The sequence below is a fragment of the Actinomadura sp. GTD37 genome (assembly GCF_041951365.1).
In the GTDB taxonomy this organism is placed as follows: Bacteria; Actinomycetota; Actinomycetes; order Streptosporangiales; family Streptosporangiaceae; genus Spirillospora.
Window position 1 is genome coordinate 19,027 of the sequence record NZ_JBGNUS010000013.1, and the last position, 22,784, is coordinate 41,810.

Consider the following 22,784-nt stretch of genomic DNA (forward strand, 5'->3'; position numbering starts at 1 on the left):
CCCCTCTGTGGTTACTGATCCCGGGTCGTCCGGGTTCGGGCGGGTGCCATGCTACGCGTCCGAGCCGACAAGTTCCGGTGGTTCGACGGGAACGGGGCCGGTGGTTCAGTGCACCACATCCCGCTTCACCTGCGGCTCTTTCGCGCCGTGTGTCTCATCGCGAACGGCAGTCCCGGTGGCCTCGAAAATATGCACTCTACATGCGTTACAGTGGGGAGTTCGCACGTCCGGCGTCCGACCCGCGAACGGAGACCCTGCATGGCGACGGAGACCCCCGCCACGGGACGGACCGCCGAGCCGGACGCGCCGCCGCCGTCCGGGTCGCAGGGCGATCCCGCGCTCGCCGACATCGCGACGGCGCTGTTCCACCTGCGCCGCGTGTGGGCCAAGCCCGACCTCATGAAGCGGATCCGCGCCCAGACGTCCGCCGGGCCGGACGGACGGCCGCTGCAACTGTCCAACCTCATGGTGGTGAACGCCGTCGCCGCCCTCGCCGCCGCCGCCGAGCAGCCGGAGTGCGCCGCCCGGCCCTGCGAGGTGACGGTCGGCGCCGTCGCGGAACGGCTGGAGATCGACCCGTCCACCGCGAGCCGGCTGGTCGGGCACGCCATCGACGCCGGCCTGGTGTCGCGGCGCCCGTCCCCCGTCGACGCGCGCCGCGCCAACCTCGGGCTGACCGGGGCCGGACTGCGCGTCAAGCGGGTCGCCGACCGGTCCCGCCGCGCCTACCTCGACACCCTCATGACCGGCTGGGCGGCGGACGAGCGCGCCGAGTTCGCCCGGCTGCTCATCCGCTTCGCCGACGCCGCCGCCCGAGCACCGGAGTACTCGGACGGCATCGGCCGCATCTTCGAGGAAGCCGCCGCCGACTGACGCCGGACGGTGTCGACGCGGTCGGCCGGCGTCGAGGATGTCACTCCGTGTTGAGGGTGGACGTGCGCCTGAGGTACTCGTCCTCGTCGATCTCGCCGCGGGCGAAGCGCTCCGCGAGGAGCGAGCGCGCCTTGGCGAGGGGGTCGGCCGCCGCGGCCGCACCGGCCGCCGAGCCGCCGCCGCCGGTGCGCCGGCGGATCAGGTAGAACACGGCCCCCAGCACGGCCAGCCAGAACAGGCCGAAGGTGATCGGGAAGACCGGCCAGAAGGCGGGCGCGTCGCCGTCGTTCCAGCCGCCGGGGTGCATCGTCGCGGCCTGCGCCGCCAGTGTCGTCAACATGGTTCATCGACCCTTCCTGTGTGCGGATACGTCGATGTTCGGCGACGGGTACGGGGTGCCGCGTCGGCCGGCCGGAGGCACTCGCACTACGCCCGGCGGAGTACCGCGATCACCACCAGGGCGGCCGGTAGTCGTCGTCCTCGCCGGGGCGCACGTGCCGCGAGCGCCGCCCGCGCGGCTCGTCGTCGCCCTGGTCCCTCGGCGGGACGGGCCCGTGCGGCGGTTCGGCGTCGGCGGGACCGGGCGGCGGGCCGGCCGGGAACGCGCCCGCGGCCTCGTCGTCCGCCGGAGGTACGGGCGGGGGCGGCGGAGCGGCCGGCGGTTCCGGGGGTACCGCGGGGAGCGGAGCGGTTCCCGGTTCCTGCTCCTCCGGCAGGCCGAGGGCGCCCCGGCGGAACGCCTCCCAGTCGTCGTCGTCGAGCGCGTCGTCCGGGCCGGCGACGTGCCTGCCGTTGGCGCGGTGCCCGTTGTGCCCGTTGTGCGCGTCATGGCCGTTGAGCCCATTGAGCCCGTCGTGCCCGTTGCCCGGCGCGTGCCCGTTGCCGGACGCGTGCCCGTTCGTGCCGTTGGACGCGAACTCGCCGGGAACGAAAGGACGCATCTCGTGCTGCATCCCCGGGGTCTGCTTCGGCTCGATGGGCGGCGGCGGCAGCGGCAGCGGCGGCTCGTCGGCGAGACCGGGCCAGTCGTCCTCGGACCAGGGCGACGGGTCCGCCGGGCGCGCGTCCGCGGGGACGGGCGGTGGTTCCAGAGGCCCCTGGTACGCCTGCGTGTTCTGCCAGAGCGGCACGTTCACCGGCGCGATCCCGGCGTCGCCCGCGGGCGGGCCGGACGCGACCGAGGCGGGCTCGGGCACCGCGGCGGGCGCGGACGGCAGGCCGTAGTCGGGGACGGCGTCGCTCTCCTCGGCGTCCTCCTCCGGGCGGCGCCGCTGCCGCCAGCCGAGCACCAGCCCGAGGGCGACGAGCAGCCCCCCGCCGCCGAGGACGAGCGGCAGCAGGACGCCGGCGTCCCGGTCGGAGGACTCCGCGGCGGGCGCGGGCGCGGGCGCGGGGGACGGCGGCGGCGCCTCCACCGGCCCGCTGGACGTCTTGTTGATCTGGTGCGCGGCGTAGAGGGTGCGCAGCGCGTCGACCGTCCCGCGGCAGCCGGCCCAGCCGGTCGGGTGGCCGCGCCGGGCCGGGGAGCCCTGGATGAGCGCCTGCCTGACCTCGGCCGGGGTCAGCTTCGGATACCGGGACCGGACGAGCGCGGCGACCCCGGCGACCATCGCCGACGACGCGCTCGTGCCCGTCCCGACGACGTAGCCGTTGCTGGCGTCGGCGCTGACGATGTCGACGCCGGGGGCGCAGATGGCGGCGTTGGAGCGCCGGTTGCTGTCCTTCCAGAGGCGGAGCCGCTGGTCGAGGGCGCCGACGGCGATCACGCCCGGGTAGGCGGCGGGGAAGTTCTTGCGGTTGGCGCCGGACCCGTCGTTGCCCGCGGAGGCGATCAGCACGACGCCCTTCGCCAGCGCGTACTTGATCGCGCTCTCCTGGGACTTGGTGCCGTTGTAGAACTGCCGTCCGCCGCCGAGCGACATGTTGATGATGCCCGCGCCGTGGTCGACGGCGTAGCGGATGCCCTGCGCGACGGCGTCGTGCTCGCCGGCGCCGGTCTGCTCCCCGTTGTCGCGGCGCAGCGGGTCGTCGTTCTCCAGCGTGACGCGCACGGACAGGACGCGGCTGAGCGGCGCGACGCCCATCATCCCCTGCGCCAGCCCGGGGCCGTGCCCGTGCCCGGAGATGATGCTGGCCATCGACGTCCCGTGCAGGCCCCAGTAGCGGGTGCCGGGGCGCCGCACGCCGCCGGTGAGGTCGGGCCCGCCGATCACGTTGTCGGTGAGGTCGGGGTGGTTCTGGTCGACGCCGGTGTCGAGGACGGCGACGGTGACGCCGCGGCCCTTGGTGTACTTCCACGCCTTCTGGGTGCGCAGGGTCTTCAGGTGCCACTCGCGCGAGCGGATCTGGTCGGTCGGCGCGCCGACGAGCGCCCCGGCCGCCGCGCCGCGCACGGCCTGCCGCCGCACCGGCTCACCGCCGCTGATGATCGCCGCCGGCACGGCCACGGCGGCGCCGAGCGTGAGGACGGTGAGGACCGCGGTCGTCCGGGCGCCGAGCCGCTGCGGGGAGAGGGCCGGTCGGGTACGCCCCGGACGGCGTCGACCGGCTTCGGACACGCCGCCGCACCTCCCTCCGGCACACCGCCGCACTCCACGGCGGGTGACATTCTGCCACGCGAACCACCCCCTGCCCGGGCACTCGGCACATTAGGGCACGGCCCTGGACAGTATGGATCTTCCCTCCCGCCCTTCCCGGCGGGGCGTCCGATACTCATCGGTAACCGATGGACGGACTGAATGCTAACCGGCCCGCACCCGGCGGGCGTCAGTGGGAGCCCGCTCCCGTGAGCGCCCGGACGGACAGATCGTCGTAGCGTTCGGCGTCGGCCTCGTCCCGGCCGAGGAGGGTTCCGGCGGCCGCGCACGCGAACCCGATCGGGATCGACACGAGGCCCGGGTTCTCCAGCGGGAACACGTGGAAGTCGACGCCCGCGGGGAACAGCGACAGGCTCTCGCCCGTCACCGGGTCGACCTTCCCCGACACGACGGGCGAGAAGAACACCAGCACCAGCGAGCTGGCCAGGCCGCCGTAGATGCCGGCGACGACCCCGGCCGAGTTGAACCGCCGCCAGAACAGCGCCAGCACGATCGCCGGGACGTTCGCCGCCGCCGCCATCGCGAACGCCAGCGCGACCAGGAACGCCACGTTCAGGTTGCGCGCCACCACCGCGAGGACGATCGCCAGCGCGCCGACCAGGAACGACGCGAACCGCGCGACCGCCACCTCCTGCGACTCGCGCGGGCGGCCGAGCATCAGCACCTGGCCGAAGTAGTCGTGCGCGAGCGACGTCGACGACGCCAGCACGAGCCCCGACACGACCGCGAGGATCGTCGCGAACGCCACCGCGCCGATGAACGCCAGCAGGACGTCCCCGCCGAGGCGCCCGCCCACGTGCTCGCCCACGGCGCGGGCGAGCTGCGGCGCGGCGGTGTTGCCGGACGGGTCCTGCGCGACGATCGCCTGCCGCCCGACGAGGGCGGCCGCGCCGAAGCCGAGCGCGAGCGTCATCAGGTAGAAGACGCCGACGAGGCCGATCGCCCAGGACACCGACGTCCGCGCGGCGCGCCCGTCCGGGACGGCGAAGAACCGGCTGACGATGTGCGGCAGCCCGGCGGTGCCGAGCACCAGCGCGAGCGCCAGGCTGATGAAGTCGAGCTTGTTCACGATCGTCTGGTACGCGTCGCCGGGGACGTCGCGCCCGTAGCGCTCGCCGGGGCGCAGGAACGCCTCGCCCTTCCCGCTCGCGTCGGCGGCCGAGCCGAGCAGCGCGCTGAGGTCGAACCCGAACCTGCCGAGCACGAGCGCGGTCAGCACGACCGCCCCCGCCATCAGCAGGACGGACTTGATGATCTGCACCCAGGTCGTCGCCTTCATCCCGCCGAACGCCACGTAGAAGATCATCAGTGCGCCCACGACGACGATCGTGACGGTCTGCGCGGTGCCGGCGTCCATGCCGAGGAACCGCTCGCCCCGGTGGATGCCGAGCAGCAGCGACACCAGCGCCCCGGCGCCGACCATCTGTGCGAGCAGGTAGAACACCGACACCGTGACGGTGGACACGGCGGCGGCCCGCCGCACCGGCGCCTGCCGCCGCACCCGCCGCGCCAGGACGTCCCCCATCGTGAACCGGCCCGCGTTGCGCACCATCTCGACCAGCAGCAGCGCGAGCAGCCACGCCACCAGGAAGCCGATCGAGTACAGGAACCCGTCGTAGCCGTTCAGCGCGATGATCCCGGCGATGCCGAGGAAGGACGCCGCCGACATGTAGTCGCCGGCGAGCGCGACCCCGTTCTGCGCGCCGGTGAACGTCCGGCCGCCCGCGTAGAAGTCGTCGGCGCCCCGCGTGTTCGCCCGCGCCCGGATCGTGATGGCGAGCGTGATCAGGATGAACGCGACGAAGAGGCCGAACGTCAGCGTCCGTCCGGTCACCTCAGCTCACCGGCCAGCGGGTCCAGCCGCCGCCGCGCGTAGGCCGCGTATCCGCCGGCGAGCGCGAACGTCGAGGCGAACTGCAGCAGGCCGAGCAGCAGCGCGACGTTGACGTGCCCGGCGACCGGCCGCGCCATGAACCCGCGGGCGAACGCGGACAACCCGACATAAATGAAGTACCACCCGATAAAGACGGTCGCGATCACCATCGCCGCCCGCCGGAACCGCCTTCTGAGCAGCAGAAACCTCTCTTGCGCCGCCATCGGCGCAAGCCCCCCGACCATCTGGCCTCCCCATGACCCGTCGTGACTCTCCGCATCGATCCGAATGCACTATGAGATCAAAGAATCACGTACGACAAGACCCGTTTGACGAGATGCGAACCAATGCCTAGGCGGCCTCGGTTCGGACCGCCTGGAGCACCTGCTGGTGGAATCGGTCGACCGCGACGTCCACGCTGCGGACGAACCCCGTCTCGTCCGTCCCGCGCTTGGCGCCCATGCCGGTCGGCAGCGTCAGCCGGAAGGAGGCGACCTCCCCGGCCCCGGGCACGAGCAGCCCCGGTTCGCTCCGCAGGTTCTTCAGCAGGTCGCACGGCCCGCGGTCCCGCCCGTCCGCCAGCGCCTCCACGCGCAGCTCCTGCGGCGCCTCGCCCAGCCGCCGCAGCAGCCACTGCACCCGGGTCAGCGAACGCGCCCGGACGGCCGCCGGTATCTCCACGCTCGTCTCGATCTGCCCGGTCCGGAGGTCGGCCTCGACCCGGACGGGGCCCGCCGCGTCCGGCATCCGGATCTCGGCGCCCATCCGCCCCGATTCGAGCAGGGACGCCACCACCTCCGCCCGCCGGACGGCGGCGCCCGACCTCCTGCGGCGCGTCACCGGCGCGACGTTCAGCCCGGTCTCCCCGCTCAGCCGCAGGCACAGCTGCCGGACGAGCTTCTCCCAGCTCTCCGCCACCCGCTCCGCATGGCGGTCGCCGGCACGCAGCGTGCCCGCCGTGATCGCGTTGCGGAGCGGCACCCACGAGGCCCCCATGTCCTGGAACCCCTGGCACCCCGCGTTGTCGTGCCGCAGGTAGTGCAGCAGCTCGCCGAGCATCCACGCGTGGACGGGACTGGCGAGCCCGTGGTGATGGCACAGCATGTGGGCCTCGTGGGCGACCTCCGCCCAGGACAGGTGCCGCATCGCCGCCTTGCGCAACCGCCGCTTGTCGACCGTCAGGGGGTGCTCGCCGTCCAGCGCCAGGTCGTTCGACAGCGTGATCACGGTCTCGTAGCCGTTCCGCGCGGCGACCTCCAGGTACGCCTCCACCTGGTCGCGCTTGAGCGGGCTGCCGCCGGTCTTCGTCTCGACCAGGGCCGTCCAGATCCGCCCGGCCCGCGCGACCCGGATCGCCCCGTCCGGGCGGACCCTGGTGTCGCCGTGCTTGAACGACGTCTCCACGAACGCCTGCACGGTGCCCGCCGGCGCGCCGAACCGGGCGGTGAGGCGCCGCCCGAACTCCGGCACCTGCGTCATCACCGCCAGCAGCGTCGAGGTCGCCCGCGCCTCCCGCTCGTGCTCGCGGGCCAGGCCCGCGACCGAGAACAGCCGCGCGCCCTGCCAGGACGGGTGGTCGGCGAGGTCCGCCTTGGCCGCCTTCGGCAGCGTGCTGCGCTTCTTCGCCGTCCGGACGCGGCCCGGCGGCCGCTTCCCGCCGTCCTCTGGACGTGTCTCCCGCACGGCCTCCGACTCCGCCGGTGGACGCTGCTCCCCGGCGGCGTCCTCGGTCTTTACGCTCGCGTCCAGGGCGTACTCGTCGTTCTCGTCGTTCTCGGGGTTCTCCGGGTTCTCGGGGTTCTCGCCCGCGTCCTCGACGTCGATGCCGAAGTCGGCGGCGAGCCCCGCGAGGCCCGACTCGTACCCCTGCCCGACCGCCCGGAACTTCCAGCCGTCGCCCCGCCGGTACAGCTCGCCGAAGACGAACGCGGTCTCCGTCCCCGCGTCGGCGATGTCGAAGCCCAGCAGCGCCGCGCCGGTGCTGTCGTAGAGCGTCAGGCCGAGATCGTCGAGGTCGCCGAACGTGGCCCCCGCGTACCGGCTGGCCGTGACGACGACGCGTTCGACGTCCGCCGGGAGGGCCGCGAGGTCGAGCATGATGCGGTCCTCGCTGCCGCCGCCGGTCGGCGTCTTCCCCAGCAGCTGGACGGACCCGTCCGAGGTGGCCGGCTGGTTGTAGAAGATGAAGTCGCCGTCGTCGCGGACCTTGCCGGACGCGCCCGCCAGCAGCGCCGCCACGTCCGCCTCCCCGCTGCCGGACGGGTCGGACCACCGCAGCGCCACGGTGACCGGCCCCCGCGCCTCGGTCAGTTCCGCCAGTTCGGCGTTGGCTCCCTTGGGCATCTGCTGCACGCGCCACTCCCCGTGGCGACCGGACATTCGTCGTCGGCCACCGCGACCGTCCGTCGCGGCCGGGAGCTGGCCCAGCCCGAGCATTCCACCAGCGTGCGCGCGGCTCGGCGCGCTCACGCTGAAATGGCGGGGTCCGGCCACGGAAAGTGAAGAGGCTGGCACTCAGTGAGAGGGCATGCTACGGGCGCGGTCAGCGCGGGACGCGGCGGTGTCTGCGGCGTGCACGGAAGCTCGCGACGAGGGCGACGCCGATCATCGCGAGACCGACCTGGAAGACCAGTTCGATCCAGTCGATCCCGGAGGTCGTGGCCACGCCGACCTTCTGCGCGATCGCCGTTCCGATGATCGCGGCGACGATGCCGACGATCACGGTCAGGATGACGCCGATCGGCTGGCGGCCGGGCAGCAGCAGCCGGCCCAGCGCCCCGATGATCGCGCCGATGACGATCGCTGTGATGAGCCCCGTAATGTTCATGCCGTCCCTGTGCCCACTTCGGACGGCCCCTCACCTGGGCTGATGCCCTCCCATGGTGTCCAGGTCGCCGAAGGTCAGCGCCGGGCCGCCGAGCGCGCCGGGCCGGGTTGCGGAGGCCCGCAGGCCGTCGATCAGGAGATCGAGATGCCGGTGCGCCAGTTCCTCGCCGAGCTCCCTGGGCAGCGGGCCGGGCAGCGGGCGGGACAGCCGGACGAGCAGCATCCCGACGTCGCCGTGGGTGACGTCCGGGCGCAGGTCGCCCTCGCTCTGCGCCTTGGCGATGAGGGCCTGCATGACGGCGACGCCGTCGGCGCGGACAGCGGCGATCTCCTCGTCCTCGAACGGGATCTCCTCCAGGAGGACGGGGAAGACGGCGCCGATACGGACGTCCAGAACGCGGTGCATGTAGCGGACGAGGGCGGCGAACGCCGTCGGCTCCTCGTCCCGCGCGCGCTTGACCTCGTCGGTGGTGCGCTCTAGGGCGTCCAATGCGACGGCTCTGGTCAGGGCCTCCCTGTCGGGGAACCGCCGGTAGAGCGTCGCGATGCCGGTGCCCGCGCGCTTCGAGATCTCCTCCAGCGGGGCGCCGGGCCCCTGCTCGACGAAGACCTCTCCGGCCGCGGCGAGGATCCGCCTGCGGTTGTCGCGCGCGTCGGCCCGCAGCGGACGCTCCTTCGGCTTCTGCCCCATGGCCCCGAGCCTAGCAAGCATGTGGAGGAACTCCCTCCAATTCCTTTTAGTCACGAATCTTGACTATCAAGAATCGTGACCATAGCGTGAGCCGCGGAAAGGTTCGCATCTAAGTGGAGACAAATCCTCCACACAGTGCTACGGTGCGAATAAGTGGAGAGAAAACCTCCGGAAGGATGCGACCATGAACACCTCGACCACCGCCCGGCCGACGACCACCCGGCCGACGACCACCGGGCCGCTGACCGTCGACGCCGCCGGGCCGGCGGACGTCCGCGCCGCGATCCTCACGTCCCGCGCGCTGGGGCTGCCGCTGACCGTCCAGGCCACCGGGCACGGCACGGTCGTCCCGCCGGACGAGGGGCTGCTGCTGAAGACGTCCCGCATGTCCGGCGTGCTCGTCGACCCGTCCCGCCGCATCGCCCGCGCCGGGGCCGGCGCCCGCTGGAGCGAGGTCATCGCGGCCGCCGCGCCGCTCGGGCTCGCCCCGCTGTCCGGCTCGCACGCGTCCGTCGGCGTCACCGGCTACACGCTCGGCGGCGGCGTCGGCCCGCTGTCCCGCCGGTACGGGTTCGCCGCCGACCACCTGCTGCGCGCCCGGATCGTCACCGCCGACGGCCGCCGCCTGACCGCCGACGCCGACCACCACCCCGACCTGTTCTGGGCGCTGCGCGGCGGCGGCGGCGGCAACTTCGGCGTCGTGACGTCGCTGGAGTTCCGGCTCCACCCGGTCTCGTCGGTCTACGCCGGGGTAGCGCTGTTCCCGGTCGAGCGGGCCGCCGACGTGCTCACCCGGTTCCGGGACGAGTCGGACGCGCGCCCGGACGAGCTGTCCGTCTCGGTGGCGCTGGCGAACCACGACGTCCACGGCCGGGTCGTCGCCGTCCGCGCCGTCTACGCCGGTTCCGCCGCGGACGGCGCGCGGGCGCTGCGCTCACTGCTCGAAGCCGGCGGGCCGCCCGTCCACGACGGCTTCCGGACGATGCCGTACGCCGAGACCGAGTCGCTGGGCGGCACCGCGCCCCACCACTTCCACCTCTACGCCGACCTCCCCGACGCGCTGATCGCCGCGATCACCGCCTGCGACGCGTCCGGGATCGAACTGAGGCAGTGGGGCGGCGCGATGGCCCGCCCCGCGCCGGACGCGGGCCCCGTCGGGCACCGGGACGTCCCCTTCTCGCTCACGATCGACGGCCCCGACGACGCCCTCGCGCCGTACGCGACCGGCGGGTCGTTCCTGAACTTCCTGCACGACCCGTCCAGGACGGCCACCGCCTACACCCCCGGCGACCTGCGGCGGCTGCGCGAGGTCAAGCGCGCCTACGACCCGCAGAACGTGTTCCACCGCAACCACAACATCCGGCCCGCCTGACGCCGGCCCGCCTGAAAATGCGAGGAATGCGAGGAAACTGTCATGACCACGCTCACCGCCCAGGCGGCCCCCGCGCGGGGGCTCGACCGCAGGCTCGTCACGCTCGGCGTCGTGGTGGTGCTCGGCGCCATCATGTCGATCATCGACGCGACCGCCGTCAACGTCGCCACCCGCACGCTCGCCGCGGACTTCGGCGCCTCGATCGCGTCCGTCCAGTGGGTGCTGACCGGGTACATGCTGGGCCTCGCGGCCGTCATCCCGGTCACCGGCTGGGCCACCGAGCGGTTCGGGGCCCGCCGCGTCTGGCTCACCGCGCTGCTGCTGTTCCTGGCCGGCTCCGCACTGTCCGGCCTCGCCTGGTCGATGCCCGCCCTGATCGCGTTCCGGGTCGTGCAGGGCGCCGGCGGCGGCATGATCATCCCGGTGGCGCAGACGATCCTCGCGCAGGCCGCCGGACCGTCCCGGATGGGACGCGTCATGGGCTTCATCGGGCTGCCCATGCTGCTCGGCTCCGTCGCCGGCCCGATCGTCGGCGGGCTGATCATCTCCACGGCCGGCTGGCGCTGGATCTTCCTCGCCAACCTGCCGCTGGGCGCGGTCGCCGTCGTCGCCGCGCTGCGCCTGCTGCCCCGCTCTGCCACCCGTCCCGCCTCGCTGGACGTCCGCGGGCTGCTCCTGCTGTGCGGCGGCGTGACCCTGTTCGTCTACGGCACCGCCGAGGCCGGACGTCCCGGCGGGCTCGGCGAGCCCCGCACCTGGGCGATCATCGGGGCCGCCGCGGCGCTGCTCGCGCTGTACGTCCCGCACGCGCGGCACCGCTCCGCGCTGATCGACATCGCGCTCTTCCGGCACCGCGGCTTCGCCGCCGCGGCCGTCACCAACGTCGTCGTCGCCGTCGCCCTGTTCGGCGTCCTCGTCCTGCTGCCGCTGTACTGGCAGGTCGTCCGCGGCCACGGCGCCCTGGCCACGGGCCTCCTCCTCTCGCCCCAGGCGCTGGGCGCCGCCGTCGCCATGCCCCTGGCCGGACGCCTCACCGACCGCCTCGGCGCCGGCGTCGTCGTCCCGGCGGGGGTGCTGCTGGGCCTCATCGGAACCGCCGCGTACACCCAACTCGGCGCGGACACACCCGTGGCCGTGCTCGCCTCGGCCCTCTTCGTGCTCGGCCTCGGCCTGGGCGCGACGATCATGCCGTCGATGGCGGCCGCCTACCAGGCGCTGCCGCCGCAGCTCATCCCCCGCGCGACCAGCGCCATCAACACGCTGCAGCGCATGGGCGCGTCGGTCGGGACCACCGCGCTGGCCGTGATCCTGCAGCGCGAGATCAGCGCCCAGGCCCCCGGCGTCGCCGCCCTCGGCCCCCTTCCCGACGCGGCGCGCACCGCCGTGGCGCCCGAACTGGCGGTCGCCTTCGGCCACGCCTTCTGGATCGCGCTGGCCATCGCCGTCGCCGCCCTGCTCCCGGCGCTCCTGCTGCCCCGCACCAAGGCGTGACCGGGCCCAGGGTCCCGGGCCTGCACGCCAGGCCCGGGGCTCGCCGGCCGCTCAAGCCCGACGCGCTATCGGCGGGAGACGCGCATGGGCACCGCCCCGGCCGGGCGGTAGGTGATCTCCGCCCGGCTCGGCACGTTCACACCCGGCACCAGATCCAGCCGATGCGTGCGGCTGATCGCCGCCAGCACGAGCACCGCCTCCAGCATCGCGAAACCGGCGCCGACGCAGATACGCCGTCCGCCCCCGAACGGCAGATACGCGTATCGAGGACGCTGCTGGTCGCCCATGAACCGCTCCGGTCGGAAGCCCTCCGGATTGGGCCAGACATCCGCGTTCCGATGAATCAGATAAGGGGGGACGGCAATGGTCGACCCCGCCGGAATCTCCGCCCCGGCGACGTCATCGTCCTCGACGGCGTCGCGTTCGATCGTCCACGCGGGCGGATAAAGGCGCATCGCCTCCGAGAGGACGGCCTTCGTCCACGGCAGCCGATCCGCGTCCTCGGCCCTCGGCTCCCGGCCGCCGAGAACGTCGTCGACCTCGGCCTCAAGCCTTTCCCTGGCCGCCGGATACCTGGAGAGCAGCATCAGCGTCCACGCCAGCGAAGCCGCGGTCGTCTCGTGCCCGGCCAGCAAAAGCGTCAGGACCTCGTCCCGCAGCTCCTCCGCGTCGAGTTCCCCCCGCTCCTTGAGCAGATTCAGCAATTCCCCGCCGTCCGAACCGCCGACGACGTGCTGCACCATCCCGTCCAGATGCGCCAGCGCACCCCCGAGCCCGGGCACCCGCCGGTAAAAGCCGCGCTTGGCGGTCGCGCCGGGCAGGAACGTCCCGATCATCGCGCCCCGCTGGAGCGCCTCCAGCGCCCGCCCGGTCCGCCGCGCCTCCCCGGCGAGCCCGCTCCCGAAAAGCGCCCGCCCGACAATGTCCAGCGTGAGTTTCCGCAACTCCCCCGCCGCGTCGAGCGTCACCCCGTCCGGCCACCGCTCGACGCCCTGCACGGCCGCCTCCACCATTCGCGGCGCGAACCCGACGACGTGCCGCTGCGAGAACACCGGCTGCACCAGCCGCCGATGCCGCCGCCACGTATCCCCCTCGCTGGTGAGCAGCCCGTCCCCGAGAATCGCCCGCAACGGCCGATACGTAAACGCCTTCACATAGTTGTCCTGGTTCGCCACCAGCACCCGCTCGGCGTGCTCTGGCCGCGACAACAGAAAGAACGCCCGATCCCGTCCGAACGGCACGCGCACCGCGTCCCCGTACCGCCGGGCGAGCCCGGCATACGTCGCCATCGGGTCCCGTGCCATCCGTCCCCACCACCGCAGAGCCTCGAAACTCCCCGGCCCGGCAACCCCCAAAGCACTCATACCCCCACCGTAAACCGAGGGCCACGTCCGCCCACTCCCCCCACGCAAACTCTCAGCGGCGCAAGATGGGCCGCATCCGGCCGACTCAGCCGATCCGCAGCACCCCGATTCGCCGTGACCGGCGTCCTCGTCGCCGCCTTCCTTGCGCAGTTCCTCTGGAGCACCTGGGGCTCCCTGCCCCCGCACGCTGACGATGGCCGCCATGCGCGCCCGCCCCTCCGCGCAACCACGGGAAGTCGCGGCCGAATGTCCACCGGCTGCCGTTCGCGTGCGGCCACCGCGCGTGGCGCCGCCCCGAGCCCGAGCTCGGGGCGGCAGCACTCGGCTACCCCGCGCGCTGAGCGGCTACGCCTTCTTCGTCTCCCAGTACTTCCAGCCTTCCTTGGAAGTCGGAACGTTGGCGTAGAAGGCGTCCAGGAACTGGTCCTTGCAATTCCCGCGGGTGCGGTACTTCTCGAGCAGCACCTTGTACCCGATCACGCGGTAGCGGATGTGCCCGTACCGCTTCTTGCTGATCGTGTGCTCGTACCAGTGCCCCACCGTCACGGTGTTGGTCCTGGTCGCCGACTTGGACACATTGGCCTTGACCGTGGCCCACACCGCCCCGATGGACGCCTCGGCGCCGGCCTCCACCGTCGCGGACTTGGCCCACGAACGGTCGACCTTCCCGGTGACCTTGCCGCCCTTGCCGTCCACGAAATGCGTGCCCGGCACCCAGTAGTTGACCTGCTTTTTCGACTTGACCTTGTAGTAGACGTCGGGCGGGCACGCCTTCGCCGACTTGACCGGGGCGGCGGCCGACGCGTCGGCCGCCACGGCCGGCGCGGCGCTCGCGACGAGCGCCGCCGCGGTGACCAGGCCGAGCCCGATCGCATGGAACCGTGTCATCTGCACTCCTTCGTGTCCGGCGCGGGAAAGCCGAAGTGCTTTCCAGCTGCGTGCCGCAATGACGGAAATCCCGAGCTGGGCCATCGCGGCCGGCGTCACGCATTCAAGCCGCCCTGATCATGAGGTTGCACCCATTCGAGCGTTCGGGATGGACCCGAACGCCGTCGTACTGCCACACTCTGCGCGTGAACGAAGACGACGCCGGACCGGACCTTTCCGACGTGGCCACCGAGGAGCAGTTCGTCGTGGCGCTGCGAAGACTTCGGGAACGCAGCGGCCTGACTTACAAGGACATCGAGCGGCGCACCTCAGCCGAGGGCGGATTCCCGCTGCCCGCGTCCACACTCGCCACCGCCCTGCACCGGAACACCGTCCCCCGCCGCGAGATCGTGGCGACGCTGGTCCAGGTATGCGGCGGCGACGCGGCCCCGTGGCTGACGACCCGGGAACGCCTCCTGCACCCGATGCCGTCCGCCGCCCCCGAAAGCCCCCCGGAACCACCGGACGACGCCGACCCGACGCCCCCTCGCCGCCTTCCGACGAAGAACATCGCCGCGGCCCTGGCGGTGTGCGCGATCGCCATCGGCGTCGTCCTCCTCCGGTCGTTCCAGAGCCCGGACGACCGTCCCCAGCCACCGCAGGCCCTCCCCGCCTCGGATTCGACGCTCGAACTCGGCGGGCTCTGCCTCTCCGAGCGGCAGAACGACCAGACCGGACTCGTCTTCCTCGCGCACTGCGACCAGAGCTTCCCGCCACGCCGCCTCACGCGACACGGGACGTTCTGGCGCGTCACCACGCAGCACCCCGAGTACGGCCCGGGCTGCATGGGAATCGTCGACGCCTCGTTCAAACCAGGCGCGCCCCTGTCCGACGACACCTGCGACCGCACCCAACCCGACCGCTTCACCCTCCGGAAGGTCACCGGCGGGATCCAGCTACGCCCCCAAGACCGCGATCTCTGCGTCGGCGTGCAAGGAAAGCCCGCCGTCCGCGCCCCGGTGCTCCAACTCCCCTGCGACGAGCGCGCCCCCGGCCAGCTCTTCACCATCCCCGCCCACTAGACCGCACCCCCACTCCCAAGCGAGCACCCGCCGAGTCGACTACGATGCGGGACGAGCCCGCCGGCGTAGCTCAATTGGCAGAGCATCTGTCTTGTAAACAGAAGGTTAGGGGTTCAAGTCCCCTCGCCGGCTCCCAGCTCAAAGGCCCCCTCCGTCGCCGGAGAGGGCCCTTTTGCTAACGGGTACAGCAGCGAAGTACAGCTACGCGGACTCCTCGCCACTGTCGTCGCCTGACCCCAGGTGTTCGCCGAGCCGCTTGAGCGCCGCCCTGGTCTGCTCGCTTGGAACCTCGGTGTAGATCTCCATGGTCAGGCTGATCTTGCTGTGCCGAAGAATCTGCATCGCGACCCGAGGGTGGACGTCCAGCGCGGCCAGCAGCTTGCCGCAGGTGTGCCGGGTGTCGTGAACCCGGATGACCTTGACGCCAGCAGCCGCACAGCGCGACTCGAAAGCGCGATTGACATTGCGCGGCTCGATCGGACGGCCCGTCCTGGTCGTGAAAACGAGATCGCTTTCGTTCCAGTCATCGCACGCCTCACGCTCTGCCTTCTGCTGTGTCTCGCGGAGCTGCAACGCAGCCGTACAGAGCGAGGGCAGCGGTAGGACGTCCGTAGAGCCGTCCGTCTTGGTCCGCTCCTTGTGAATCAGCCGGGAGCCGACGCGCTGTAGCTGCCAGCCGATGCTGAGTTCCTCGGTCGCGAAGTCGACATCGGCCCACCGCAGGCCGAAGACCTCGCCCTTGCGCATGCCCATGAGCAGGATCAGGACCCACGCGGCATACAGCGGGTCATTGCTTTCGCGCGTGTGCTCCAGGAACCGACGCGCCTCCTCTACCGTCCAGGTGGACGACTTACGAGCGCGCTTGCGGGCCGCCGGCACCTTGGCCAGACTCGCGACGTTGCGCGCGAGGATCTCTTCCGTCATGGCGTGGTTGAGGGCGTTCCGCAGCGTGTTGCGCGCGAGCGTGATCGTCCGCCGACTCGGGAAGTCCTGGCAGCACTCCCCGACCGCGCAGCACCGCCGCCGCTTGCGAGCGTCCTTGTGCTCCACGGGCCGCTTCGCATCCTTGCCCTGTGCGCAGCACTGACAAGCACCGGGAAGCTTGTTCAGCCAGGTCTGGACGTCCCGGACGGTCAGCCGGTCGAGCCGTTTCTTCCCCAGGCCGGGGACGATGTGAAGGCGGCTCATCAGCTCATAGTTCGAGTAGGTGTTGGGCTCCCGGTTGGGCTCGACCACGTCGCGCAGCCAGTACGCCAGGTACGTCTCAACGGTGGGCACGGAGGTAGCGACCGGGCGCTGAGCCGCTGTGCTGAGGAGCTTGACGTACTTGCCGTGGACGATGTCGCGCGTCTTGCCGTAGACGTACTTGCGCTTGCGCTCCCCGGTGGGAGTGGTCACCCAGGCGTAAGCCGCGTACCCGTTCCGGTAGGGGTAGATCGAGCCTTCCCCGTTGGCTCGACTGCGCCGGGCGCCCTTGCGCTTCTTGCCGTCATCCGGCTCATCAGGGGTAGCGACTGCGGTTCTCGGCATCAGGCGGCCTCTTCCATGAGCTTGTCGAGGTACTCGGCGAGGGCGTTGGCGGGGACGAGGCGGCGGCGGCCGATCTTGACCGTTCGGAGCTGGTTGGAGCGGATGAGGTTGTAGAGCGTCCAGCGGCTCACGCGGAGCCGTTCGGCCGCTTCATCGACGGTCAGAACCAGGTCGGTCAACACGTGCTCCCTAGTGGCGAGGTGGACGGGTCGAGAGGTGGCAAGGGCTTGCCGGTAAGGGCAGCGGTGAGCAGCGCTTCGCCGGGTGTCATGCCTTGGCCGAGGTAGCGCCAGTGGGCGATGATGAGGACTTGGTCGTCGTCGAAGGGCAGCCGACCAGTCGTGATCTCGTCAGCGTGTTCGCTCCGGTTGTGCTCAATGCGCGCCGCGCGCAGCGCGCCGAGGGTGGTGGAGTACCGCCGGGATTTGGTGGAGAAGTGGCCGCGGAAGCCGAGCATGTGAGCCCACTCGGCCAGCCGCAGCCCGGCGTAGTCCTCGATCGCACCCAGGCGCAGGCACTCGGCGATGAGCCGCCGAGCGTGGCCACTCACGGGCAGGTCGGCCAGGTCATCAGTCGGCCTGATGCGCCGGTCGAGGGTGCCGACGCACTCAGCCGCCTTGGTGGCGTACTTGGCGATGTAGCCCGCGACCGCCGTATCTGTCAGTTCCCCCGTGGTGGTGATCGGGCGAACGTCGATCTGTGAGCCCCACACGTGCTCTTTGGCCGGGACATCACCGGCCGCCGGAGTCGACACCGTGACCGCGCCCGCCGCGTGGTCCACGGCCGCGTTGAGTAGGTCGAGGGTGGCCCAGGCGGGCGGGGGTGCGTCGGGGCCGCCGGGTCCGTCGAAGCGGATGACGGCGTGGAAGTGCACCAGGCCGCGCCGCTGGTACTCGGCGACCTTGGCGAACGACACCGTCAGAACGTCCCGCAGGTCGGGCACCCGCAGCCCGGCCGACCGGGCGACGTAGCGCCGGAAGGCCAGGGTGAACCGCCGCCACAGTTCGGGAGCGTGGGCGTTCCACAGGACGGCCCCGGTGTAGTCGAAGCAGTCGCCGCAGATCGGTTGCCCGAGTCGAGGGTCACCGTCGGAGTGACGGGCGGTGCAGGAGACGGGTCGCCCGTGTGGGCATGTCCCGCCGCCGCGCCGGGGACGGCAGGCCACCACGCCCCCGCTCTTGCCGGTGCGGCGGGTGTGGACTGGGCCGAAGGAGGGCGCGGTGAGGGTGACGAACGCGGCCGGGTGGGTGGACACCGTCGCCGGGACGCCTTTGCCTCCGACCAGGCCGGCGCGGACGAGTTGGTAGGTGTCGGCGCGGTAGGTCTCGGCGCAGGACGGGCAGCGGGAGGCGCGGCGGGTTTTGCAGGCCACCCGCAGGGCCCCGCCCGGCTCCTGTGCGGTGGAGTAGTGGTGCAGGATCTCGCCGGTCTGCGGGTCCAGGTGGGTGACGCGGCCGCGCAGATGGACCGGTTGAGCACAACCCCCGGTGGAGTGGGCGCGGCGTGCCCAGGCGCGGAAGTCGGCCCGGTTGTACCGGTTGGCCATGTCACGGGCTGCCACTCCGGTGATGACGGGTGCCGGGTCGGGCATGATGGGGCGGGTCCTCTTCATCCATGTGTGGGTGGTGGGGATGGCCCGGCGTGGCCGCGTGTGCTTGCCGGCGACTGCGGCCACGCCGGGGGCTAGAAGGCGGTGGTGAACCGCGCGAGGGCATCAGCGACCAGGGCCAGGCCGCCGACGATGGCGCGCACGGCGTGCGCGGCGTTCTCGGGCTGTCGCACGAGGAACAGGCCCAGAACGAGCCAGAAGCAGACGAAGGCGCAGCGGCGCAGGAACATCGAGACGCCCCTTCAGTGGGTGTGGCCGTGGCCGTTGCAGTCGGAGCAGGTGGAGCCGTCGGAGGCGACCCCGCCCCCGCCGCATGTCCCACACGCCCAGCCGACGACCGGGCCGACGAGCCGGACGAGCGTGGGGAGCGGTCGCGGGTGGCCGGTAGCGGTGTGCATCAGGCGGCCCGCCCGTTGTCGCTGGCGTTCTGGTCGTCGTCCTGGTGGGTGTCGGGGACGATGTTGTTTCGGTAGCTGTCGCGGGCGCGGTACTCGCGGTGGCGCTGTTCGGGGATGTGGACGACGCTGTAAGTGATGCGGCCGAAGGTGCGGGTGGCGGTGTAGTGCCCGCCCCGGCGGGTGTCGTCGTCGACGTCGACGCCCAGCAGCGCGGCCAGCTGGTCGACGCGCGCGGCGGCCGAAGCGTCGTCCATGTTGCGGACGGTGATGATCAGGTCGTGTCCGTACTCGCTGACCGGGACGGCCGGGTTGGTCTCCAGGAAGTCGGCCAGGGCGCGCAGGCCGGTGATGGTCTGGTGCCGGGCGAACAGGTCACCGGGCACGATCGGGCCGGCCTTGCCGGTCTGGCCGCTCATGCCGACGTGAACGCTGTGGCTGGTCATTGCGGGTTCCTCCAGTAGGTCAGGCGAGGGACGCGGTTTCGGTGCGGAGCTGGCGGAGCAGGTCGGAGGCGAGCTGATTGGAGACGCCGAGGCGTGCGCGCAGCGCGTCACGGGTGATGGGCCGCCCGTGCTCGCTCTGGTGCTCGACGGCGACGCGGCGCGCGAACTCGACCAGCGGCCCCGCCGGACCCGACGAAGACGAGGCGGACGGCGTCGAGGCGGAGTGTTCGGCAGGGACGGGGATGGATGTCTGGCCGTCCCGCTCGTCCCCGCCCCGCTCGGTGGTGTCGTGCTGGACGGCGGGGACGGCGGCGGCGGCCGTGGGGCGCTCGTCCTCCCACACCACCCACGGCGACGAGGCCGAGGACGGGACGGACGAGCCAGCCGCCGAAGGGGACGGGGACGGCGTCGAGGACGGGGACGGGCGGCCGAAGAAGTCCGGGACCGGCGAGGGGCGAGCCGCCGGAGCGGGGCCGGCCTTGCGGCGTTCGAGCATGGAGACCGCGACCAGGAAGGCGCCCGCCGGGGTGCCCGCGGTGATCCAGCCCCACACCGACGGGTCGGCCTGCGCCAGGTTCGCCGCCAGCGACAGCAGCACACCGCCGACCAAGACGACGGTCGGCCACGACAGCCGCCCCGTCTCACGCCCGGTGTTCTTGTCCCGCTGGCGCTCTCCGGCCGCCATGACGCATGTCAGGTCGATGCACACCGCGATGGCCCAGGCCATCCAGCCGCGTTGGCCGTGTTCGGTGGCGGTGTCGCGGATGTGGGTGAACGACCCCGCCGCCGCGATCCCCGCCAGCACCACCACCGGGCCGGAGTCGGCGACCGTGCCGAGGATGCGGCGGGTCATGCCGCCCGCCGCACGTCGACCAGGCCCAGCAGCGCGGCCAGTTCGGCGTCACACCAGTGGCTGTCGGCCCAGTCGTCGACCTCGCCGCCCGAGGAGGAGGCGAACGAGTCGGCGCAGCGCTGGCAGCGGGCCAGGTGCAGGGAGCGGAACTCGTCACACTCGACGCCGACCGGCCACACGTCCCAGGACGACACCGACGGTGGCCGGGACGGACCCGAGGACGACGAGCCGGACGCCGAGGACGGGGACGAAGGGGACGGGACGGCGACGAACCGAGGACGAGGACGGGGACCAAGGACACGGACGCGGGCAACCATCAGGCGACCTCCAGGAGACGGTTTCGGGCATGGGTCGGGTAGGGACGCGGCGCGATCAGGGCTCACGCCAAGCCGGAAGAAGGAGAAGAGGGCCGGTTAGGCGGCCGGGTCGACGGCGGGGACCGAGCCGATCAGCGCGTCCCAGTCCGGGGTCAGGTGCGCGTACTCACGGGCCGCCTGCTCGGCCTCATGCTCGGGGACGTAGACCGACCGGGCTCGGTGCCAAGAACCGTCTTGACCGGCCACTACGCATACGCCGGGCGTCTCGGCGGGGATGGCGCGGGCGGCATCCAGGGCGGCGGGGTCGAGGTCGCCGAGGGTCATGTTGGCGGTTTCGGGGTCGTTGACGCGGTGGCACACGCGCCCGGAGAGTTGGGCGCGTAGGGCGGTGACGCCGGGTCCGAGGTCGGAGCCGATGCGCTGCCCGCACACGATCAGGTGCACGGCGAACGCGCGGCCGAGCTGGGCCAGGCGCAGCAGCGCGGTAGCCGTCCGCGACACCTCCTCTTTCTCGGACTTGTCGGCCATCAGGAACAGTTCGGCGACCTCGTCCACCAGGACCACGACCGGGACCGGCCGCAGGTGTTCGGGCAGGGTCCAGACGTTGCGGGCACCGTGCGCGCGGCAGGTGGCCATGCGGTTCTCTACCTCGCCGACCAGATCGGACAGCAGGTCGACTGACTCTTTGCGGGTGGTGGCCAGCGCCGACAGGCGCGGCGCGTACGGGGTGAACTCGACCCCGCCTTTGAGGTCGAAGCCGACCAGGGCGACCGGTTGCGGAGCCAGGCCCTTGATGAGGGCGTTGGCGAGGTTGGACTTGCCGGACTGTGTCGCTCCGGCGTTGAGCCAGTGCGGCACGGTGCGCAGGTCGATCAGCCAGTCACGGCCGTTCTCCAGCTTTCCCGGCCTCACCGTGAGGAGTTCGCCGGTTTCGGGTTCGGTGACCACGTCGACCAGCGGGTCACGCATCGTGGCCCACAGGGTGACGTAGCCGGGCCGGACGTCGACCACCCGTACTGAGTGGACGCGCCAGGCGTGGGCGATCCCCTCCGCAGCCTTTTCGTAGTCGGCGGGGACTTGCCCGTCGTGCAGCCGCAGGCGCATGCGCCAGCCGAGCCGGGTGGGCCGCAGGATGCCCAGGCGGGGAGCGTGCTCGACGTCGACCCGCCGCACCCGCCGCTTGTGCTCGACCACGGTTGCGGCGTTGCGGGACGCCGGGCCGACGACCGGGATGGCGTCGAGGGTGAGGCGGAACCTCCGCCGGTTGCGGGTGAGCTTGCAGCCGGAGGCGACGTGATGCCACGACAGGTACACCAGGCACGCGCGGAGCGGGAAGCCGATGGCGTACCAGAAGGAGGCTGGGTGGTATCGGCGCCAGGCCCAGAGCCCGGCCGCCGCAGCGGCCAGGACCCCGAGCACCCAGAGCAGGTCACTCATGACCGGGCCGCCGCTCAGGCCACGCCCGCCGCAGCGGACGCATCCGACGCGGAGACCGACGACGGCGAGACGGCCGACACGGGCGCGATCCGCTCGGCGCGGTAGGCCACACCCCAGCGCTTCTCCCCGCCCAACACCGCCTCCCACGGGAACGCGACCAGGCCGACCGGCGTGACGACCTCCCCGATCGTCACCGCCTGGTCGCCGACCACGGCGACGTTGAGCAGGTCCACCCGCCCCGACGCGTCGGCGGCCGACAACCCGACCGTGAACACCGTCTGGCCGTTGCGGTCGGTCTTCACCTCCCCCGTGTCCTGATTGACCAGCTTGGGACGCGGCGGCGACACGCACACGAACGTCAGCGCCGACACGTCCACCGGGATGTTGCGCATGGAGAACCTCCGAGGTTCATCGAACTACTTAGACAACATAGTCGACTTAGACAGCCAAGCTGTCAAGGCCGCCATGGTTTTCTTGGCGGGTCGGGTGTGCTGAACTTGAGTCGGAGCCCCCGACGGAAGGCAGATGAGTGGTCGAGAGGACCGGACGGCCCGGATACCTGCAGATAGCCGATGACCTGCGGAAACAGATCCGGGACGGGCGACTCGCCGCCGGGCAGGCCCTACCGTCGACGGCCCGGCTCCGCGAGGAGTACGAGGTGTCCGCCGGGGTCGTGAAGGCCGCCGTCAGCGTGTTGCGAACCGAAGGCGCGGTCATCGGCCAGCAGGGCAAGGGCGTGTTCGTCCGCGACCAGGCCGACGCCCGCCCGCCCAGTGAGGCCGCGCCGGCGACCGACGAGGACGACGTGACGATGAAGCAGCTCACGGAAGTACTCGCCGCCGTCCGTGATCTCGGGGAGCGCGTTGCCCGGATCGAACGGTCCGTCTTTCCAGAGCCTCCGCAAGCTGGTCAGTCCGGCAAATGAGCTCGTCCAGCTCCGCAAGGATCAGCTCCAACTGTTCCCGCGCGGTTCGCCCCTGCTCGCCTTCACCCGCCACCGGTGACCGCCTCCCGCCATGATCCGTTCTCTCGTTCGGCACACCGATATTTCAGTGCAGGAGACGCCGCCAGCCCATCACTAATGCATCATCGGGTTCTTTCACGTCCGTTTATACGTCCGCTTTCACACCCCCATGGCAGACGCTCGGGACATGCGCATAT

General features: G+C 72.0%; 23 protein-coding genes and 1 tRNA gene. 6 read left to right on the forward strand and 18 right to left on the reverse strand.

What is annotated here, in order from left to right:
* Nucleotides 1-258 precede the first annotated feature (258 nt).
* Nucleotides 259-873, forward strand: coding sequence for a MarR family winged helix-turn-helix transcriptional regulator (locus ACA511_RS37965; protein ID WP_375029575.1), 615 nt, complete (start codon nt 259-261; stop codon nt 871-873).
* A gap of 40 nt (nt 874-913) precedes the next feature.
* Here the strand turns inward: ACA511_RS37965 and ACA511_RS37970 are convergent, their stop codons facing one another.
* The 7 genes from ACA511_RS37970 to ACA511_RS38000 form a co-directional block, all read right to left on the reverse strand.
* On the reverse strand, nt 914-1,213 hold the full coding sequence (locus tag ACA511_RS37970; RefSeq protein WP_375029576.1) for an SHOCT domain-containing protein: 300 nt from the start codon (nt 1,211-1,213) through the stop codon (nt 914-916).
* 109 nt (nt 1,214-1,322) lie between these two features.
* Nucleotides 1,323-3,431, reverse strand: a complete 2,109-nt coding sequence (locus ACA511_RS37975) for a S8 family serine peptidase (protein WP_375029577.1) — start codon at nt 3,429-3,431, stop codon at nt 1,323-1,325.
* Nucleotides 3,432-3,639: 208 nt separating this feature from the next.
* Nucleotides 3,640-5,304, reverse strand: a complete 1,665-nt coding sequence (locus ACA511_RS37980; protein WP_375029579.1) for a cation acetate symporter — start codon at nt 5,302-5,304, stop codon at nt 3,640-3,642.
* Nucleotides 5,301-5,588, reverse strand: coding sequence for a DUF485 domain-containing protein (locus ACA511_RS37985; RefSeq protein WP_375029580.1), 288 nt, complete (start codon nt 5,586-5,588; stop codon nt 5,301-5,303). The genes ACA511_RS37980 and ACA511_RS37985 overlap by 4 nt, the downstream gene beginning before the upstream one ends.
* Before the next feature lie 106 nt (nt 5,589-5,694).
* A complete protein-coding gene (locus ACA511_RS37990) occupies nt 5,695-7,686 on the reverse strand; it encodes a TerD family protein (protein WP_375029720.1) in 1,992 nt (663 codons plus the stop codon).
* A gap of 199 nt (nt 7,687-7,885) precedes the next feature.
* Nucleotides 7,886-8,170, reverse strand: a complete 285-nt coding sequence (locus ACA511_RS37995) for a GlsB/YeaQ/YmgE family stress response membrane protein (RefSeq protein ID WP_375029581.1) — start codon at nt 8,168-8,170, stop codon at nt 7,886-7,888.
* Nucleotides 8,171-8,200: 30 nt separating this feature from the next.
* Nucleotides 8,201-8,860: a TetR/AcrR family transcriptional regulator gene (locus tag ACA511_RS38000; protein WP_375029582.1), complete on the reverse strand. Its 660-nt coding sequence runs from the start codon at nt 8,858-8,860 to the stop codon at nt 8,201-8,203.
* A 184-nt stretch (nt 8,861-9,044) separates the two neighbouring features.
* Between ACA511_RS38000 and ACA511_RS38005 the strand changes: the two genes are divergently transcribed.
* Both ACA511_RS38005 and ACA511_RS38010 read left to right on the forward strand, forming a co-directional pair.
* The gene (locus ACA511_RS38005; protein ID WP_375029583.1) at nt 9,045-10,232 is read left to right on the forward strand and encodes an FAD-binding oxidoreductase; all 1,188 of its coding nucleotides are present in this window, start codon (nt 9,045-9,047) and stop codon (nt 10,230-10,232) included.
* Between the two features lie 42 nt (nt 10,233-10,274).
* Complete coding sequence (locus tag ACA511_RS38010) at nt 10,275-11,723, forward strand: DHA2 family efflux MFS transporter permease subunit (RefSeq protein ID WP_375029584.1); 1,449 nt, start codon at nt 10,275-10,277, stop codon at nt 11,721-11,723.
* A 65-nt stretch (nt 11,724-11,788) separates the two neighbouring features.
* Here ACA511_RS38010 and ACA511_RS38015 read toward each other — a convergent pair whose 3' ends face one another.
* Both ACA511_RS38015 and ACA511_RS38020 read right to left on the reverse strand, forming a co-directional pair.
* The gene (locus ACA511_RS38015; RefSeq protein ID WP_375029585.1) at nt 11,789-13,012 is read right to left on the reverse strand and encodes a cytochrome P450; all 1,224 of its coding nucleotides are present in this window, start codon (nt 13,010-13,012) and stop codon (nt 11,789-11,791) included.
* 420 nt (nt 13,013-13,432) lie between these two features.
* Entirely contained in the window at nt 13,433-13,975 is a 543-nt protein-coding gene (locus ACA511_RS38020; RefSeq protein WP_375029586.1) for a hypothetical protein, read from the reverse strand.
* Between the two features lie 185 nt (nt 13,976-14,160).
* Between ACA511_RS38020 and ACA511_RS38025 the strand changes: the two genes are divergently transcribed.
* The gene (locus ACA511_RS38025) at nt 14,161-15,036 is read left to right on the forward strand and encodes a helix-turn-helix domain-containing protein (protein WP_375029587.1); all 876 of its coding nucleotides are present in this window, start codon (nt 14,161-14,163) and stop codon (nt 15,034-15,036) included.
* Between the two features lie 59 nt (nt 15,037-15,095).
* Nucleotides 15,096-15,168 (forward strand) — tRNA-Thr (locus tag ACA511_RS38030).
* A gap of 69 nt (nt 15,169-15,237) precedes the next feature.
* Here the strand turns inward: ACA511_RS38030 and xerC are convergent.
* The 9 genes from xerC to ACA511_RS38075 all read right to left on the reverse strand — a co-directional run bounded on the left by xerC (nt 15,238) and on the right by ACA511_RS38075 (nt 22,015).
* A complete protein-coding gene (xerC, locus tag ACA511_RS38035) occupies nt 15,238-16,566 on the reverse strand; it encodes a tyrosine recombinase XerC (protein WP_375029588.1) in 1,329 nt (442 codons plus the stop codon).
* On the reverse strand, nt 16,566-16,748 hold the full coding sequence (locus ACA511_RS38040; RefSeq protein ID WP_375029589.1) for a helix-turn-helix domain-containing protein: 183 nt from the start codon (nt 16,746-16,748) through the stop codon (nt 16,566-16,568). Before ACA511_RS38040 ends, xerC begins: the two co-directional genes overlap by 1 nt.
* Complete coding sequence (locus tag ACA511_RS38045) at nt 16,742-18,127, reverse strand: replication initiator (protein WP_375029590.1); 1,386 nt, start codon at nt 18,125-18,127, stop codon at nt 16,742-16,744. The genes ACA511_RS38040 and ACA511_RS38045 overlap by 7 nt, the downstream gene beginning before the upstream one ends.
* 122 nt (nt 18,128-18,249) lie before the next feature.
* Nucleotides 18,250-18,405: a hypothetical protein gene (locus ACA511_RS38050; protein WP_375029591.1), complete on the reverse strand. Its 156-nt coding sequence runs from the start codon at nt 18,403-18,405 to the stop codon at nt 18,250-18,252.
* Between the two features lie 167 nt (nt 18,406-18,572).
* The gene (locus ACA511_RS38055) at nt 18,573-19,016 is read right to left on the reverse strand and encodes a hypothetical protein (protein WP_375029592.1); all 444 of its coding nucleotides are present in this window, start codon (nt 19,014-19,016) and stop codon (nt 18,573-18,575) included.
* A gap of 19 nt (nt 19,017-19,035) precedes the next feature.
* Complete coding sequence (locus ACA511_RS38060; RefSeq protein WP_375029593.1) at nt 19,036-19,869, reverse strand: DUF2637 domain-containing protein; 834 nt, start codon at nt 19,867-19,869, stop codon at nt 19,036-19,038.
* On the reverse strand, nt 19,866-20,063 hold the full coding sequence (locus ACA511_RS38065) for a hypothetical protein (protein ID WP_375029594.1): 198 nt from the start codon (nt 20,061-20,063) through the stop codon (nt 19,866-19,868). The genes ACA511_RS38060 and ACA511_RS38065 overlap by 4 nt, the downstream gene beginning before the upstream one ends.
* A 219-nt stretch (nt 20,064-20,282) precedes the next feature.
* Nucleotides 20,283-21,623 carry an FtsK/SpoIIIE domain-containing protein gene (locus ACA511_RS38070; RefSeq protein ID WP_375029596.1) on the reverse strand — a complete coding sequence of 447 codons (1,341 nt, stop codon included), beginning with the start codon at nt 21,621-21,623 and terminating at the stop codon, nt 20,283-20,285.
* Between the two features lie 14 nt (nt 21,624-21,637).
* On the reverse strand, nt 21,638-22,015 hold the full coding sequence (locus ACA511_RS38075; protein ID WP_375029597.1) for a hypothetical protein: 378 nt from the start codon (nt 22,013-22,015) through the stop codon (nt 21,638-21,640).
* Nucleotides 22,016-22,152: 137 nt separating this feature from the next.
* Here ACA511_RS38075 and ACA511_RS38080 point away from each other — a divergent pair, with 137 nt between their 5' ends.
* Complete coding sequence (locus ACA511_RS38080; RefSeq protein WP_375029598.1) at nt 22,153-22,548, forward strand: GntR family transcriptional regulator; 396 nt, start codon at nt 22,153-22,155, stop codon at nt 22,546-22,548.
* The last annotated feature ends 236 nt before the right edge of the window (nt 22,549-22,784 follow it).